Annotated in this window: 14 protein-coding genes; all 14 read right to left on the minus strand. The window is 70.4% G+C overall.

Going from position 1 to position 16,748, the window contains the following annotated elements; all coding sequences use genetic code 11:
- Window positions 1–68 precede the first annotated feature (68 nt).
- Complete coding sequence (cysC, locus tag JHN45_RS10635; protein WP_043685608.1) at window positions 69–605, minus strand: adenylyl-sulfate kinase; 537 nt, start codon at window positions 603–605, stop codon at window positions 69–71.
- Between the two features lie 23 nt (window positions 606–628).
- On the minus strand, window positions 629–1,339 hold the full coding sequence (locus JHN45_RS10640) for a phosphoadenylyl-sulfate reductase (RefSeq protein ID WP_201048815.1): 711 nt from the start codon (window positions 1,337–1,339) through the stop codon (window positions 629–631).
- Window positions 1,336–1,515 (minus strand): hypothetical protein, encoded by a 180-nt coding sequence (locus JHN45_RS10645; protein ID WP_200680024.1) that lies wholly within the window; start codon window positions 1,513–1,515, stop codon window positions 1,336–1,338. Before JHN45_RS10645 ends, JHN45_RS10640 begins: the two co-directional genes overlap by 4 nt.
- Window positions 1,512–3,209 carry a nitrite/sulfite reductase gene (locus JHN45_RS10650; protein WP_200711891.1) on the minus strand — a complete coding sequence of 566 codons (1,698 nt, stop codon included), beginning with the start codon at window positions 3,207–3,209 and terminating at the stop codon, window positions 1,512–1,514. Before JHN45_RS10650 ends, JHN45_RS10645 begins: the two co-directional genes overlap by 4 nt.
- A 126-nt stretch (window positions 3,210–3,335) precedes the next feature.
- Entirely contained in the window at window positions 3,336–3,419 is an 84-nt protein-coding gene (locus JHN45_RS54665) for a putative leader peptide (RefSeq protein WP_309500612.1), read from the minus strand.
- Window positions 3,420–3,546: 127 nt separating this feature from the next.
- On the minus strand, window positions 3,547–4,119 hold the full coding sequence (locus JHN45_RS10655) for a GNAT family N-acetyltransferase (protein WP_200711892.1): 573 nt from the start codon (window positions 4,117–4,119) through the stop codon (window positions 3,547–3,549).
- A gap of 45 nt (window positions 4,120–4,164) precedes the next feature.
- A complete protein-coding gene (locus tag JHN45_RS10660) occupies window positions 4,165–5,424 on the minus strand; it encodes a hypothetical protein (RefSeq protein ID WP_200711893.1) in 1,260 nt (419 codons plus the stop codon).
- Between the two features lie 169 nt (window positions 5,425–5,593).
- On the minus strand, window positions 5,594–6,883 hold the full coding sequence (locus JHN45_RS10665) for a GAF domain-containing protein (protein ID WP_201048816.1): 1,290 nt from the start codon (window positions 6,881–6,883) through the stop codon (window positions 5,594–5,596).
- Window positions 6,884–7,089: 206 nt separating this feature from the next.
- On the minus strand, window positions 7,090–8,724 hold the full coding sequence (locus JHN45_RS10670) for an acyl-CoA dehydrogenase family protein (protein WP_201048817.1): 1,635 nt from the start codon (window positions 8,722–8,724) through the stop codon (window positions 7,090–7,092).
- 69 nt (window positions 8,725–8,793) lie between these two features.
- Window positions 8,794–9,780: a 2,3-diaminopropionate biosynthesis protein SbnA gene (sbnA, locus tag JHN45_RS10675; RefSeq protein WP_200711896.1), complete on the minus strand. Its 987-nt coding sequence runs from the start codon at window positions 9,778–9,780 to the stop codon at window positions 8,794–8,796.
- A 34-nt stretch (window positions 9,781–9,814) separates the two neighbouring features.
- Window positions 9,815–10,846 carry a 2,3-diaminopropionate biosynthesis protein SbnB gene (sbnB, locus tag JHN45_RS10680; RefSeq protein WP_201048818.1) on the minus strand — a complete coding sequence of 344 codons (1,032 nt, stop codon included), beginning with the start codon at window positions 10,844–10,846 and terminating at the stop codon, window positions 9,815–9,817.
- The gene (locus JHN45_RS10685; RefSeq protein ID WP_200711898.1) at window positions 10,843–11,847 is read right to left on the minus strand and encodes a TauD/TfdA family dioxygenase; all 1,005 of its coding nucleotides are present in this window, start codon (window positions 11,845–11,847) and stop codon (window positions 10,843–10,845) included. The genes sbnB and JHN45_RS10685 overlap by 4 nt, the downstream gene beginning before the upstream one ends.
- Before the next feature lie 55 nt (window positions 11,848–11,902).
- The gene (locus JHN45_RS10690; RefSeq protein ID WP_201048819.1) at window positions 11,903–13,987 is read right to left on the minus strand and encodes an amino acid adenylation domain-containing protein; all 2,085 of its coding nucleotides are present in this window, start codon (window positions 13,985–13,987) and stop codon (window positions 11,903–11,905) included.
- A 42-nt stretch (window positions 13,988–14,029) separates the two neighbouring features.
- Complete coding sequence (locus JHN45_RS10695) at window positions 14,030–16,480, minus strand: Pls/PosA family non-ribosomal peptide synthetase (protein WP_201048820.1); 2,451 nt, start codon at window positions 16,478–16,480, stop codon at window positions 14,030–14,032.
- Window positions 16,481–16,748: the final 268 nt, after the last annotated feature.

Below are 16,748 nucleotides of genomic sequence, written 5' to 3' on the forward strand. Positions count from 1 at the left end.
CAGAGCGTCCAGATGCGAGAGGGCGTACGGCGTGTCCGTACCGTCCTCGGCCTTGGCGACGGTCGCCGTCATGCCAGTCCCCTCTCGGTGAGCAGCGCGTGGAGTGCCGCTGCCGACTCCTGCACGGTCTGGTGCTGCGACTCGATCCGCAGGTCCGGCGACTCGGGCTCCTCGTACGGGTCGTCGACCCCGGTGAGCCCGGTCAGTTCACCGGCGGCCTGCTTGGCGTAGAGACCCTTCACATCGCGTACGGAGCACACGTCGACCGGGGTCGCCACATGCACCTCGATATAGGCGGCGCCGCTCTCCTGGTGCCGCTTGCGGACGGCCTCGCGGCTGTCGGTGTACGGCGCGATGACCGGGACGAGCGCCTTGACGCCGTTGCGGGCGAGCAGTTCGGCGAGGAAGCCGATGCGCTGCACGTTGGTGTGCCGGTCCTCGCGGCTGAAACCGAGGCCCGCCGAGATGAACTCGCGGATCTCGTCGCCGTCGAGCACCTCGACGAGGTGGCCCTCCTCGCGCAGCCGGCCCGCCAGCTCGTACGCGATGGTGGTCTTGCCGGCACTCGGCAGACCCGTGAGCCAGACGGTGGCTCCGGTCGTCACGTGCAACTCCTTCTCGGTGATGGTCATTCGTGCAGCCCGCACTCGGTCTTGCCGCGCCCCGCCCAGCGGCCGGCGCGCGCGTCCTCGCCCTCGAGGACCCGGCGGGTGCAGGGCGCGCAGCCGACGGACGCGTAGCCGTCCATCAGCAACGGGTTGGTGAGGACGCCGTGTTCGGCCACATAGGCGTCCACGTCGTCCTGGGTCCAGCGGGCGATGGGCGAGATCTTGACCTTCTGGCGCTTCTCGTCCCAGCCGACGACCGGGGTGTTGGCCCGGGTCGGGGACTCGTCGCGGCGCAGTCCGGTCGCCCAGGCCGCGTACTTGGTGAGGCCCTGCTCAAGGGGCTGCACCTTGCGCAGCTTGCAGCACAAGTCGGGGTCGCGGTCGTGCAGTTGAGGGCCGTACTCGGCGTCCTGCTCGGCGACCGACTGGCGCGGGGTGAGGGTGATGACGTTGACGTCCATCACGGCCTCGACCGCGTCGCGGGTGCCGATGGTCTCGGGGAAGTGGTAGCCGGTGTCGAGGAACACCACGTCGACGCCGGACATCGCGCGGGAGGCGAGGTGGGCGACCACCGCGTCCTCCATCGAGGAGGTCACACAGAACTGCTTGCCGAAGGTCTTGACCGCCCACTGGAGGATCTCAAGGGCGGAGGCGTCCTCAAGATCCTTCCCCGCCTGCTCGGCGAGGGCTTTCAAGTCGTCGGTGGGGCGCGCTTTCTGAGTCGTCGTCATATCTGTTCTCCCCCTGCGTCGGTCTGCTGGAGACCCCGGGCGAGGAGCCCGAGGAACTTCAGCTGAAAGGCCCGATTGCATGCCGCGCATTCCCATGCGCCATGGCCCTGCTCGTTGGGACGCAGGTCCTCGTCACCGCAGTAGGGGCAGTAGAAGGGGGCGGCGCGCTCGCTCACGACAGTGACTCCTCGCTGGCGCGCGTCGCCCAGGCGGCGAAGCGCTCGCCGTCCTCGCGCTCCTGCTGGAACCGGGTGAGCACCCGCTCGACGTAGTCCGGGAGTTCCTCCGAAGTGACCTTCAGGCCACGGACCTTGCGGCCGAAACCGGCCTCCAGACCGAGGGCGCCGCCGAGGTGCACCTGGAAGCCCTCGACCTGCTCGCCCTTGTCGTCCAGGACCAACTGGCCCTTGAGACCGATGTCCGCGACCTGGATACGGGCGCAGGCGTTCGGGCAGCCGTTGATGTTGATGGTGATCGGCTCGTCGAACTCCGGGATGCGGCGCTCCAGTTCGTCGATGAGCGTGATGCCGCGCTGCTTGGTCTCGACGATCGCGAGCTTGCAGTACTCGATGCCGGTGCAGGCCATGGTGCCGCGCCGGAAGGGCGAGGGCTTCGCGGTGAGACCGAGGGCTTCGAGGCCCTCCACCAGCGAGTCGATCCGGTCCTCCGCCACATCGAGCACGATCATCTTCTGCTCGACCGTGGTGCGCAGCCGGCCCGAGCCGTGCGCCGTGGCCAGCTCGGCGATCTTCGTGAGCGTGGTGCCGTCGACGCGGCCGACACGCGGCGCGAAACCGACGTAGAAGAGGCCGTCCTGCTGGCGGTGGACGCCGACGTGGTCGCGCCAGCGCTGGACGGGCTGCGCGGGGGCGGGGCCGTCGACGAGCTTGCGCTTGAGGTACTCGTCCTCCAGGACCTGGCGGAACTTCTCCTGGCCCCAGTCGGCGACGAGGAACTTCAGGCGGGCCCTCGTGCGCAGGCGCCGGTAGCCGTAGTCACGGAAGATGCCGATCACGCCGGCCCAGACGTCCGGGACCTCGTCCAGCGGGACCCAGGCGCCGAGCCGGACGCCGATCTTCGGGTTGGTGGACAGGCCGCCGCCGACCCACAGGTCGAAACCGGGGCCGTGCTCGGGGTGGTTGACGCCGACAAACGCGATGTCGTTGATCTCGTGCGCGACGTCGAGGAGCGGGGAGCCGGAGATCGCCGTCTTGAACTTGCGCGGCAAGTTGGAGAATTCCTTGGTGCCGATGTACAGGCGATGGATCTCGTCGATGGCCGGGCTGCCGTCGATGATCTCGTCCTCGGCGATACCGGCGACCGGGGAGCCGAGGATGGTGCGGGGCGTGTCGCCGCAGGCCTCGGTGGTGGAGAGACCGACCGCTTCCAGGCGGTTCCAGATCTCGGGCACGTCCTCGATGCGGATCCAGTGGTACTGCACGTTCTGCCGGTCGGTGAGGTCGGCCGTGCCGCGCGCGAACTCCTGCGAGATCTCGCCGATCACCCGCAGCTGGTCCGTGGTCAGCCGGCCGCCGTCGATGCGGACGCGCAGCATGAAGTACTTGTCGTCCAGCTCCTCCGGCTCCAGGATCGCGGTCTTGCCGCCGTCGATCCCGGGCTTGCGCTGGGTGTACAGCCCCCACCAGCGCATACGGCCGCGCAGGTCGTTGGGGTCGATGGAGTCGAAGCCGCGCTTGGAGTAGATCGTCTCAATGCGTGTCCGCACATTGAGACCGTCGTCGTCCTTCTTGAACTGCTCGTTGCCGTTGAGCGGAGTGAAGTGTCCGGCGGCCCACTGACCCTCACCGCGGTGACGGCTCACCTTGCGGCGGGGCGCTGCGGATGCAGGGTTCTCGGGAGTGGCGGCCATGGTTCTACGTCCTCCGGGACAGGCGGGTGATCGGCTCTGACCTGCGCGTACGGGCGCATGCGGGCATACGTGCGCGTCTTTGCGCAGGGTGGGGCAGATACGGGAATTCCGGGGGCTGCGGCTCGGCTAGCCCGCCGGACAGATGGCGCTGGACATGCGGCCGAGGTCGACGTGCCGCCGACTCACCAAGGCAATCCCAGTTCCAGACATGACGGAAGCGTGTCACGGCGATCTGGACACAGTCCAGCTTCGTCCGTCATGCGGACACCCTGGTCCCGCTATGTGAGACGAAGGTGTCATCAGTCACATGACGTGCGCGTGGTCTTGTCGGCGCAGGTCAGACCGGGTAGGCCCCTGACCACGGGCCCGGAGTGGGCACCAGCGCCATCTCCTCGACCTGCGTGTCGAAGAGCTTGAAGCCCCGGCGCTGGTAGTTGTCCATCGCGTGCACCCCGTCCAGGCTGCAGGTATGCACCCAGACCCGGCTGGTGGGCGTCCGCCCCGGCCAGCGGTCCGCGAGGTCCCAGGCGCGGGCGGTGCCGTAGGAGAGGAGGTGGCCGCCGAGGCGTCGGCCGCGGAAGGCGGGGATCAGTCCGAAGTAGGCGATCTCGACGACGCCGTCGTCCTGCGCGGCCAGTTCTATGTACCCGGCGGGCGTACCCCGGTCGTACACGACCCAGGTCTCCGTGCCCGGCCGGTCCAGGTGCTCCTGCCACTGCGCGAACGTCCAGCCGAGCCGGTCGATCCAGAGGATGTCCCCGCCCACGGACGCGTACAGAAAGCGGCTGAACTCGGGGGAGGGCACCTCGGCGCGGACGATCCGCACGTCTCCGTCCGGCGTGATCGCCGGGAGGAGGTCGCGCGGGTCGGTCTGCTCCAGGGACCAGGTGGTCACGGGGGTGTTCGTCATGCCCGTCAGGGAATCATCCGGCCGGGGGATCTGTCGATCAGCGGATCAATCGAGGGCGCGGTCGATCGAGGTCAGCGGCAGCGCGAACAGCATCCGGCCGGAGACCGACCAGACCTCGCCCGTTTCCTGCCAGTAGGAGAGGGAGTCGGTCCCCGGGCTCCAGCACTGGTGTGTCTCGTCGGCCCCGCACTCGGTGTCCCGCGCGTCCTTCGCGTCCTGCCGCCACAGCGAGCCGTGCCCGCTCTGCTCCCGGGCCGCGCCGCTCAGATACCAGGAGGACCCGTACGCGAGCACGCCCCCGACGCCGGGGACCTTCGTCGCGTACGCCTCCTCGGGCACCGCGTGCCTCGCCGAGTCGGTGGCGAGCAGCCCCGGCCGCGCCGGATCCCGGCTGAACGGATAGCGCCACAGCTGCTTCCCGCCGCTGGCGACGAGACTGTCCGGCACCGTGCTGCGGTCCAGCGAGAGACCGACGGGTCCGGTGGCGGAGCTGTCGCCGGTCAGCCGGTACGACCCGACGGCGGGCAGCACATACCGGTACCCGGCGGCCGACCAGCCCTCGCGCACCCGGCCGACCGCGGAGGCCGTCACCGTGGCGCGCTGGATGCGGTTCATGTCGTACACGTACAGGGCGTCGCGGGTCCCGCTGCTGGTGGTGACCAGCAGCTTGTCCTCGTACCAGACCATCCCGGAGACCTTGGAGACGAGCCCGCGGTAGTCGCGCCCGCCGTCGGTCGGTACGGCGAGGAGGGCCCAGGTGTAGGTGAGCCGGCCGGGGTCGTCGGCGTTCACGAAGGCGACCTTGGCCAGGCCGCCGCTGTTCGCGCTCCAGCCGGAGAGGATCACCCGGTTCGAGCCCCACCAGCCGTCCTCGTCGGCGTCGCCCGAGGTCGTCACCGAGCGCGGGGTCCACGCGGGGTCGGCCGCGTCGCCGCTGTCCCAGCAGTACGCGCGGGTGGCCGCCGGTTCGACGGGCAGCGCGGCCTTCTCGTCCGCCGTGCAGTCGGCGGCGTCGCGGAGTGTGTGGTCGGCGCTCTTCAGTACGGTGTCGACGCCCACCGGACGCCCCATCGCGGAGGCCAGCCGGTCCAGCGACCGCTGTGGCTCAAGTGTCTCCCGCAGCTCCAACTTCCCCAGTGCGGAAGCCGAGGTGAGCGGCTTCAGCGCCCCGGGATCGGAACTCACCGTCGCCTGCGAGGCACTGATCATCGTCGCGGCGGCGGTCAGGCCGAGTGCGGCCCCGGCCAGCGCCGCACGCAGCGCCCTGCCCCGCTTGCGCCGGCGATGTCGCCCACGTGCACCCATAAGTGTCCTCCCGGAGCGAGCCAACTGCGCCTGGTGATCCGTGCGTTGACCAGGGAGCAGGTGGGGTGGCCCGTAGAGGGATGCTACGGCAGTCGGAGCCGCCCCATGGGCAAGACCCTGCAATTATGCGGAAGATGCCGCCCGACGTGTCTTTTGCGCCACCTGTCCACTACGGCGTCGGGACCGGCCTCCGCCCCTTGGTGACCGCCGGTGCCGTCGAGTACGGCAGCAACTCCCGCGGGTCGTCCGGCAGCAGCACCTCGACCTCCGCGTCCTCGCAGAAGCGGTACGGCCGGTGCTCGAGGAACGCCCCGAGATAGCGCCGTACCCGGGACATCTCGGCGCGCACGGTCACCGTGCGGCCCGGGTCGCCGAACATGTCCTCGGCCAGGCCCGCCGCACTGCGGCCGGTGCGGTGCAGGGCCAGGAGATAGAGCAACTCGGCGTGCCGGGGGCTGAGTTCATGAGTCCAGGAGCCTGCGCAGCCGGACACCGTCACCGACCAGCGGCGCGGCAGCGCGAGATCGAGGACGATCCGGGAGGCCGCGCGCGGCCCGGGTTCGTCGGCGGCCCGGACCAACCAGCCCCCGGCCAGCGGCTCCAGCGAGCACAGCCCGAGCGAGGGCAGCCAACGTCGGCCCGCCGAGGGCGACTTGGGCAACGCGATCCGCTTCACATACGGCATTCCGGTGACCGCGGCGGTCCAGCCGTCCCGGTCCACCACCAGGGCCTGGCCGCCGAGCCGGGGCAGGATCGGCGCGGCCACCGCGCGCAGCCGCTCCAGCGAGGTCATGTGCAGTTCGCGCAGCCGGGCCTCGGCGAGTTTCGCCACCGAGTCGACCCAGGCGAGGGTGGCCGGATGCATGGTCTCCAGCGGACCGCTGACGTCGACGACCCCGATCAGCCGGCCGTCCCTGGGGTCGGTGATCGGGGCGCCCGCGCAGGTGAACGCGGCCAGCGCGCGCGAGAGATGCTCGGCGGCGAAGACCTGCACGGGCCGCCGGACGACCGCCGGGGTGCCCACGCCGTTCGGGCCGATGACGTCCTCGCGCCAGTCGGTGCCGACCTCGATGCCGACCTCGTCGGCCTTGCGCAGCACGGCCGCGCTGCCCTCGCGCCACAGCGCCCGGCCGTCGTCGTCCGCGATCACCACGATGTGGTGGGCGGCGTCCGCGACCGACACCAGGCCCTCCCGCAGTACCGGCAGGACGTGCCGCAACGGGCTTGTGCCGCGCCGCCGTTCGACCTCCTCGCGGGAGAGCAGTCCGGTGCGCAGATCGTGGTCGGGGTGGGTCCCGCCGCGTAACGCGCGCTCCCAGGACTCCTCGATCACCGGGCGTGGAGGGGTGCGGGCACGCTGCCCGGAGAGCGTGGTGTGCCGGGCGTCGCCGAGCATCCGTGCCGTCCGGGCCGCGTCGACGGTGGCGTGCTGCGTCGGGGCGGCCGGCGGATTCACCATGGGTCCTTCTCTCCGGTCCCGTATCGACTGTTGTTCTCATAGTGCCGCCCCGCGGTGACGGAGGGAGACACTCCGAACACAGTGGCCACCAAGTTGCAACCCTCTGCAACCCTGGTGAACGGCCGTACGGTGTCTGAAACTTGTCCCACGCTGCGAGGGTGGTGCCGTGTCGGCGCAGCACCACCCTCGCGTTGCGCGGCTGCGGCTCAGGCCGTCGGCCGGGCGCGTTCCACGATCGACGCCAGGTCCAGGCTCGGCGGCAGGGTGCCGAAGCTGGCACCCCAGTCGCCGCCCAGCCGGGACGCGCAGAACGCGTCGGCGACCTCCGGCGGCGCGTGCCGTACGAGCAGTGCCCCCTGGAGTACGAGGGCGATCCGCTCGACCAGGCGCCGGGCGCGGCCCTCGATGCCGTCCAGGTCGGCGAGTTCGACGAGCAGGTTCTTCATGGCGCCGTCCAGCCGGTGATCGGCGCCGCGCACCCGGCCGACCTCGACCAGGAAGGCGTTCAGTGCCTGCGGCTCGCGCTGCAACGCCCGTAGTACGTCCAGGGCCTGGATGTTCCCGGCGCCCTCCCAGACCGAGTTGAGCGGTGACTCCCGTACCAGGCGCGGCAGTCCGGACTCCTCCACGTAGCCGTTGCCGCCCAGGCACTCGGCCGCCTCGACCGCGACCGTCGAACAGCGCTTGGTCACCCAGTACTTGGCGGCCGGCACCGCCAACCGCAGGAACGCCAGCTCCTGTTCACCGCCGTCGTCGTAGGCGGCGGCGAGTCGGAGTCCGAGCGTGGTCGCCGCCTCCGACTCCAGGGCGAGATCCGCCAGCACATTGCGCATCAGCGGCTTGTCGAGGAGCCTGCCGCCGAACGCCTCGCGGTGACTGGTGTGGTGGACGGCCTGGGCGACGGCCTGCCGCATCAGACCGGCCGAGCCGAGCACACAGTCGAGGCGGGTCGCCGCGACCATCCCGATGATGGTCCGCACCCCGTCCCCCTCGTCCCCGACCCGGCGCGCCCAGGTCCCGTCGAACTCGACCTCGGCGGAGGCGTTCGACCGGTTTCCCAGCTTGTCCTTGAGACGCTGGAGCAGGAACACGTTGCGGGTGCCGTCCGCCAGCACGCGCGGCACGAGGAAGCAGGTGAGCCCGCCGGGCGCCTGCGCCAGCACCAGGAAACCGTCGGACATCGGCGCCGAACAGAACCACTTGTGGCCGGTCAGCTCGTACGTCCCGTCCTCCGCGAGCGGTCGCGCCGTCGTCGTGTTGGCGCGGACGTCGCTGCCGCCCTGCTTCTCCGTCATGCCCATCCCGAAGACCGCCCCGGCCTTGAGATGGGCGGGCCGCAGCTCACGGTCGTAGACCATGGACGTCAGCCGGGGCTCCCACTCGGCGGCGAGCGCGGGGTCGGTACGCAGGGCGGGCACCGCCGCGTGGGTCATCGACAGCGGGCAGCCGTTGCCGGCCTCGACCTGGGTCCAGACCAGGAATCCGGCGGCCCGCCGCACATGTCCGGCCGGGCGGTGCCAGGCATTGGTCAGTCCCGCGGCCACGCCCTTGCCGAGCAGCCGGTGCCAGGCCGGATGGAACTCGACCTCGTCGATCCGGTTGCCGAAACGGTCGTGGGTGCGCAGGCCCGGGGGGTTGTCGTTGGCCTGCGCACCCCACTCCTGCACCTGGGCCGAGCCGGCGGCGCGGCCCAGGGCGGAGAGGTCGTCCCGCACCTCGGTGAGCAGTTCGGGCGGAGTGTGCCGCTCGACCGCCGAGGTCAGGACGCGGTCGGCGGTGAAGACGTCGTACCCGACCAGTGGGGGCGGCTGGTTCGTCACGGTGTGGGTGGTGCGTGCCATGGCTGGAACCTACCCGTGCGGACGGCGGTGGTCCGGATCTCCGCGGTGAAACGGCCACCGCCGCCGCCGTCAGGCCGACTGGGACATGGCCGCCAGTATCTCGGTGCCGGCCGCCTCCTCCTCCAGCCAGCCCGTGCGGTACACGGTGTCCAGATAGCGTTCGCCCAGGTCAGGGGCGATCGCCACGGCGGTCGGGCCGTGCCGTCGGTCCGGCCAGCCGTTCCGGGCGAGCCACTGCCCGGCCCCGCTGACGACCGTGCCGGTGGACCCGCCGAACAGGAAGCCCCGCGCGGCCAGTCGGCGGCAGGTCTGCACGGTGTCCGTCTCCTCGACATGGATCACGTCGTCGATGTACGACTCGTCGAGGAAGGGCGAGCCCACGCTGGTGCCGAGCCCCGGGATCATCCGGGGTCCCGCCTCCCCGCCGAAGGTGACCGAGCCGACCGCGTCCACGGCGACGATCCGCACCCGGCGCCGCCACTGCCAGAACCAGCGCGCGCAGCCCATCAGGGTCCCGGTGGTGCCGGCCCCCACGAACAACACGTCCAGCTGCGGGAACCGGCGGGCGATGGCGGGTGCCGTGGTGCGGTAGTGCGCCCGCCAATTCCCTTGGTTGGTGTACTGGTTGAGCCACACGTACCGCTCGTCCGAGGCGCACAGCGCGCGTACGTACGCGATCCGGGCGCCCAGGAAACCGCCGTGCCCGTCCGGCTGGTCGATGATGTGGACCCGGCTGCCCAGCGTCTCCATCAGCTGCACCGTGGGCAGGTTGCACCGTCTGTCGGTCACACAGAGGAACCCGTAGCCGCGGCTCGCCGCGATCACGCTCAGGGCCACCCCCAGGTTCCCGGACGACGACTCGACCAGCACCGAGCCGGGCCGCAGGACGCCGTCCCGCTCGGCGGCGTCCACCATCTCGGTGGCGGCCTTCAGTTTGATCGAGCCGGCGAAGTTGAACCCCTCACATTTCAGATAGAGCGGCAGGCCCAGCGAGGCCCGCAGGTCGACGTAGAGCTCGTCCTCGTTGAACTCCGCGGGATCGGAGATCACAGCCATGTATTTCCCCCCTAGTGGTGCGCCACGATCGCCGTCAGCCGTACCGGCGCAGCTCGTGGAAGAACCCGTCGACGACGCGCAGTTCGCCCCGCCGAGCCACTTCGTCATGGACGAACCTGCCGACCGCGAGGTCCAGCACCCCCAGGCCGAAGGGCGAGAACACCACCGTGCGGTCCGCCGGTACGCTCACCCGCCCGGTCAGCACGTCGTCCAGCGTGCCGTCGATGAACTCCCGCCCGCCGGTGGCCTGTTCGGCCAGATGCGGTGAGGTGTCGGCCTTCAGGCAGTGCTCGACGTCGTCCACGAAGTTCGCGGACGCGAGCAGGATCGCCGGGTCGAGATCCCGCAACGACACGTGCAGGACCAGCGGATGGTGGTCGAACCAGGCCGGGTCGTGGATGTGCGGCGAACCGGCGATCGTCGCGAAGACCAGCAGGTCGCTGGAGCGGATAAGCCCTTCGGCCTTGTCGTGCACGGTGATCCGGCCCTGCGCGCCCGACCGTTCCAGATATCCCCGGAACCCCTCCGCGCTGTCCGCGGACAGGTCGTACACGCCCGTCTCCTCGAACTCCCAGCCGGTGGCCCGGAGATGGGTGTGGATATAGCGGGCGATGAGGCCGGTCCCGACGAACCCGACCCGCAGCGGACGCGTCCGCCCCTGGCTGAGCTTCTCGGCCGCGAGCGCCGCCGAACTCGCCGTACGCGTCGCGCTGATCACCGAACTCTCCAGGCAGGCGTACGGATAGCCGGTGTCGGGGTCGTTCAGGATCAGCACCGCCGATGCCCTGGGCAGCCCCGAGCCGGTGTTCCCCGGGAAGCTGGAGATCCACTTCAGGCCGTCCACCCGCAGCGGCCCGCCCAGCGACGCGGGCAGCGCGATGATCCGGGACGAGGGGCGGTCGGGGAAGCGCAGGAAGTACGACGGCGGGTTCACGGAGTCGCCCGCGCCGTGCAGCCGGTAGGTGGCCTCGACGAGTTCGCCGATCTCCGACTCCCGCCCGGCGAGGGCCTGTTGGACCTGTTCGCCGCTGACGACCGCGAACGTGGGAATGTCGAGTTCGCTCATGCCGCCCTCACCCCTCCTGTCGGCGCGCAGTCCGTGAGCCGTACCGGGTCGCCGAGTCCGGCGAGCACCTCGCGCGGGCCCTCGAAGGGGTCCCGGCCGTGCGCGGTACGGATGTTGTCCACCAGCAGCAGATCGCCGGAGCGCCACGGCGTGCGCCGGACGTGGGCGTCGTAGGCCCCGTTGATGGCCGACACGATGTCCGCGTCGACCGGATCGCCGTTCCCGAAGCGGGTGTTGAAGGGCAGCGCGTCGGCGCCGTAGACGTCGATCAGGTAGTCGCGGACCTCGGGCTCCATCGTCCACTCGTTCAGGAACGCGATCTGGTTGAACCAGCAGCGGCGGCCGGTGACCGGGTGGCGGAGCACGGCGGCGCGGTGCTGGCGGGTGTGCAGCGAACCGTCGGACTGCCAGGCGAAGTCGATGCCCTGGGCCCGGCAGTAGCGCTCCACGACGCCCCGGTCCTCGGTGCCGAAGGCCTCGGCGACCGATGCCCCGATCTCCTCGTGGTAGCTCCGGGTCAGCAGCCAGCCCTCCCGCTCGAAGCGGTCCACCAGTGCGGTGGGCAGCGAGGTCAGGACGGCCTCGGCGTCGGCGACCGGGGTCGCGCCGCCCTCGGTCGGCGCGTCGAGGCAGGCGAAGAGCAGCAGTCCGGGGAAGTCCAGCGCGTAGCTCGACTCGTGGTGCAGGCACATGGGCTGGTCGGTCGGCCACTTGGTGGCGGAGTACACGCCCTCCGCGTAGGTGCGGCGGGGCGCGAACGGCTCCCGGTCGGGCATCAGGGAGTCGGTGAGCCGCCGGAAGACGGTCTCGGTCCCGGCCGGGTCGGTGAGGCCGAGGCCGCGGACCAGGACGCAGCCGTGCTCGGCGACGACGGCCCGCAGCGCCGTACGGTGCCGGTCGGCCCAGCCGACCGGGTCCGCGCCGGCGTCGGCGTGCAGCAGCGGCGGACCGTCCGGGCTCTGGGTGACGGCGTGGAGAAGGGTCGCGGATGAGAGCGACATCTCGGTGTTCCTTTCGGTGGTGCTGTCGATCGTTCGGCCGGGGGTGCGGCGGGTCTCAGGAGGAGACCGGCCGTTCCAGCAGTCCGGCCAGGTCCGCGAGGACCGGGTGTCGGGTGACGTCCTTGAGGCTGATCGCCCGGTCGAGGGCGACCGCGAGCTTCACCGCGGCCAGCGAGGTGCCGCCGCGGTCGAAGAAGTGGTCCTGGCGGCCGATCCGGTCGGCCGGGATGCCCAGCACCACCGCCCAGGCGTCGGCCAGCCGGCGCTCGGCCGGTGTGCCGGGCCCCTCGCCGACGGCGTCCAGGTCACCGGCGAGCGCGGTGAGCGTGCGGCGGTCGGTCTTGCCGTTGGCGGTCAGCGGCAGCGACGCCCGCCAGTGCACGACTGACGGCACCATGTACGCGGGCAGCGACTCGGCGAGCCGGGCCCGCACGGCGTCGGCCTCGACGGGCCGGTCACCCGTGCAGAACGCCACCAGCTGCGTCCCGCGTACGACGACCACCGCGCCGTCCCTGACCCCGTCCACCCGCAGCAGCGCGTTCTCGATCTCGCCGATCTCGATGCGGAAGCCGCGGATCTTCACCTGGCTGTCCCGGCGCCCCAGGAACTCCAGCTTGCCGTCGGGCCGCCAGCGCCCGTGGTCGCCGCTGCGGTACAGCCGCGCACCGGGCCGGTACGGGTCCTCGGTGAAGGCCGCCGCCGTCCGCTCGGGATCGTTGACGTACCCCCGGCCCACGCACACACCGGAGAACACGATCTCGCCGGGCGCCCCCAGCGGCACCGGCACCAGATCCTCGTCGACGACGTACACCCGCACATTGCCCACCGGCCGGCCGAGCGGCACCCGGGGTCCGTCCGGCGCCCGGTCCATCACCTCGTGGTTGGTGTCGTCCGAAGTCTCCGTCAGGCCATAGGCGTTGACGAGCCGCACCCCGGGCCGCGCCGCGAACCAGCGCTCCACGAGTTCCTTCTTCACGGCCTCCCCGGTGACCGACACACAGCGCAGGTCCGGGAGTTGACGCGGCTGCCGCTCCAACTCGGCCAGTACGGCCTCCAGATACGACGGCACGACCTGGAGCACGTTGACCCGCCCCGCCTCGACCGTGTCGACGAACCGCGGCACGTCCAGGATCACGTCCTGCTCCACCAGCAGCGTCCGTCCGCCCACGAGCGGCGCGCAGACCAACTGCCACAGCGAGATGTCGAAGCACTGGGGAGCGGTCTGCGCGACCACCTGCCCGGCCCCGATCCCCAGGTCGTCGAGCTTGGCGAAGACATGGTTGAGGAATCCCGCGTGCTCGCACATCGCGCCCTTGGGCTCACCGGTGGAGCCCGACGTGAAGTAGATGTAGGCGAGTTGACCGGGCGAGACCTCGATCCCGGGGTTCCCGTCCGGATGCCCCTCGGCGTAGGCCTCGTCGACGTGGAGGGCCCGGCCCGGCGCGTCCAGCGAACCGTCACTGCCGTGCTCGGTCAGCACCAGCTCGCACCCGGCGCGCTCCAGCACCCGCGCCACACGGTCGGCCGGGAAGTGCGGCTCGACGGGCAGATAGACCCCGCCCGCCTTGAACACGGCCAGCACGGCGGCCATCCAGTCGAGGTTGCGCTCCAGCACCACGGCGACGACACCCTCGCGGGTCAGGCCGCGGGTCAGCAGTGCCCGACTCAGCTGATTGGCCCGGGAGTTGAGCTCCCGGTAGGTCCAGCTCCGGTCGCCCTGCACGGCGGCGACCGCGTCCGGGCACACCTCCACCATGTCCTCGAACAGCTCGTGCACCCGCCGGTCCGGCAGTTCCCGCCGGGGGCCCGCCAACTCCTCCAGCTGGAAACGGACTTCGGCCTCGGACAGCAGGCTCGTCCGCTTCGGATCGGCGAGGACGGTGACGTGGTAGCCCGCGATGCGGGCGGCGGCCCCGGCGTCCAGGACGTCGGTGCGGTACCGCAGCCGCAGCGTGCGGCCCGTGACACTCACCTGCAGCGCCGGGTCCTCCTCGACACTCTCCCCCGAGAGCGCGGTGAGCACGGTCGCATGGGCGGCCTTCAAAGCCGCGGGCTCGATCAACAGCCCTTCGGGCAGGGACACTTCGTACTCCGCCACACCGGGCACCGGAGCGAGCGTCCACCGCGGAATGATCTCCATCTTTCTCTTCCCCCCTGTTTCCTTCCCCCTGCGGCCAGGCCGTCAGGGAGTCATGTGCACGACGGCGCCGCGCTGGGCCACCGCCGGATTTCCGCCCCACCGCGACAGCGCGGGCATCTCCTCGCCCTTCATCAGGAACGAGTCGGCGGCGAGTACGGCCCCGTCGCCCATCGACACCCCGTAGTGCACGAGCGCACCCACCCCGAGGGTGCAGCCGTCGCCGATGGTGATGAGTTCGGACTTGAACGTGCCGTCCTCCTGCGAGTGCGACTGCACCTTGGTGTGCGCCGACAGCGTGCAGTCGTCGCCGATCGCGGTGAGCGTGCGCTCGGTGATGTAGGCGCCGTCGTCGAAGACCCGCCGGCCCATGCGCACGCCCAGCAGCCGCCAGATCAGGTTCTTGAACGGTGTCCCGTTGAACACCTGGATGTAGTGGTCCGGCACCTTCCACAACCGCTCGTGCCACCAGAAGTACGGGTCGTAGATCGAGCACAACTTGGCTTCCAGCGGCCGGAATCCGCCGACCAGGCGCTCCACCAGCACGTAGTACCCGGCGGTGAAACCGAGCCCGAGCATCAGGGACGCGCCGATCAGCAGCCCCCCGCCGATGCCCTCGCCCCCGTACAGGTCGACGGCGGCGAAGCCGATGACGGTGAGCACGAACCAGTGCAGCCAGCGCACGAACAGATACAGGCCCATCGAGCGCAGGTTGGCGCGGTTCTTCAGGGTCAGCCGGCGCTTCAGCTCGTCGCCCTCGCGCAGATGGTCGAAGCGGCTGTCCCGCTCCACCGAGCGCGGGATCTCGAAGCACGGCGAGCCCAACAGGCCGACGCCCTCCCGGACTTCGCCGTCGAGCGGCACCATCACCTTCGTGGCGAGCAGGCAGTTGTCGCCGGTGCGGCCCCCGGAGGGGTAGGCGATGTTGTTGCCCAGGAAGTTGCGCGGCCCGATCGAGGCCTGGGTCAGCCGGAACGACGTACTGGAGAAGTCCGCGTTGACGATCGACAGACCGTCCGCGACCATCGTGCCGCTTCCCACACGGGCCAGATACGGCGTTTCGTGCTGCACCTCCGTACCGAAGTTGGAGCCGGTCTGCTCCACCTCGCCGAGGTCGTAGCCGATGGCCTTCAGGTAGCCGACGATGTACGAGCTGTCGCCGCACAGCCACTTGAAGAACTTCAGGTTGGTCAGGCGGGCCACCGCGCGCTGCACCGAGTAGTGGAAGCCGTACAGCGGATACACCCGGTCCGGGCGCAGCAGCGGACGGAGCAGCCTCGGCAGCAGGGACACGGAGACGAAGCCGAGCACCACGAAGGCGACGAACGCCACGAGCGACAGACCCAGTGCCTCGCCGTAGAAACGGGCCGAGTTGAGGTCCTTCTTGTTCGGGTCGAGCAGGTGGTCGAGGGCCGGCACGACCGTCAGCACCATGTAGGTGCCGCCGAGCGCGAGCGGGACGTAGACCACCAGCATCTGCAGCAGCGCGGCCAGGCCGTAGCCGAAACGGCGTGCCGTGGAGCAGTCCGCCGCCGGGACGCGGACGTAGTCGACGTCCGTGGCGACGGCCGGCGAGCCGTGCACACGTCCGCCCGCCGGGACCCGCGCGTCGTCGTACAGGGCGGAGGAGTGGCCGAGTTGGGATCCGTCGCCCATGACCGTGCCGATGTCGAGGACCGTCTTCTCGCCGACGTACACGCCGCTGCCGAGCGTGACCCGGCCGGTGCGGATACGGCCGGCGTGCGCCTGGTAGCAGAGGAAGAAGGAGTCCTTGCGAATGACCGTTCCGTCTCCGACGGTGAGCAGGTCGGTGCAGACCGGGACGGAGTGGGACAGGATCGTGACGCCCCTGCCGATCCGGGCGCCGAGGGCGCGCAGGTAGAGGACGTACAGCGGGTTGCCGGCGAACAGGATCATCGGGTTGGCGTGCAGCAGCGCCTTGACCGTCCAGAACCGGACATAGGCGAGGCTCCAGACCGGGAACTCGGTCTCCTTCCAGCGGCCGACGAGCACCCACTTGGCCACCACCGGCACCGTGCACACACCGATGAACACCGCGCCGCCGAATATCGCGGAACGCAGATAAACCTGTGCCACTCCGGAACCGCCGGAAACCCATTCGTAGCCGCGGCCCGTGACAAGTCCGGCGAGTGCGCAGTACGCCGCGAATACGAGGAACTGAAGTAACCCGCACAACAGATAGCGGGCCGTGCTGCCGGGCGGCGGAGGCTCTGCGACGGCCGGCTCGGAAGGCCCGGAGGTGTCGGCGAGCGCCGCCGCGAGACTACGGATCGTCGGATGGCCGTAGACGTCCCGCATCGAGACCGACGGGAGATCGTCGCGTTTCCTGACCCGCGCGCAGAAGTGCGCCATCACCAGCGAGTTGGCGCCCAGGTCGTCGAAGAAGTGACTGTCGAGCGGTATTGCTTCCTTGCGTACGACACCGGCCAGGACCTCTGCGAGAACGGTCTCGGTGCCGGCGCCGGGTTTTCCCACCACGTGGCTCCTTGGTGCTGATCATTGTCTTTGAATTGCCAAAATCGCCAAAGACGAAAACGGCACACGCGAAACGGGTGGGGTGAAAGTGAATTTCTGGGACGTGGTCCCGGTCATGGACCCAATGTGATTCCCCCGAGTCGTGTGCGCTGACGTCGTCCCAACGCGCGCAACGAATGCAGTCCGGATTATTTCTGGACATTCTGGAACGGGTCAAGGCTGTTTTGGGCAATGGCGCTTTTTCGACTTCGCGGGGTACCGGGAAGGT

Origin of the sequence: Streptomyces sp. MBT53 (genome assembly GCF_016654115.1) — a bacterium.
GTDB lineage: Bacteria > Actinomycetota > Actinomycetes > Streptomycetales > Streptomycetaceae > Streptomyces.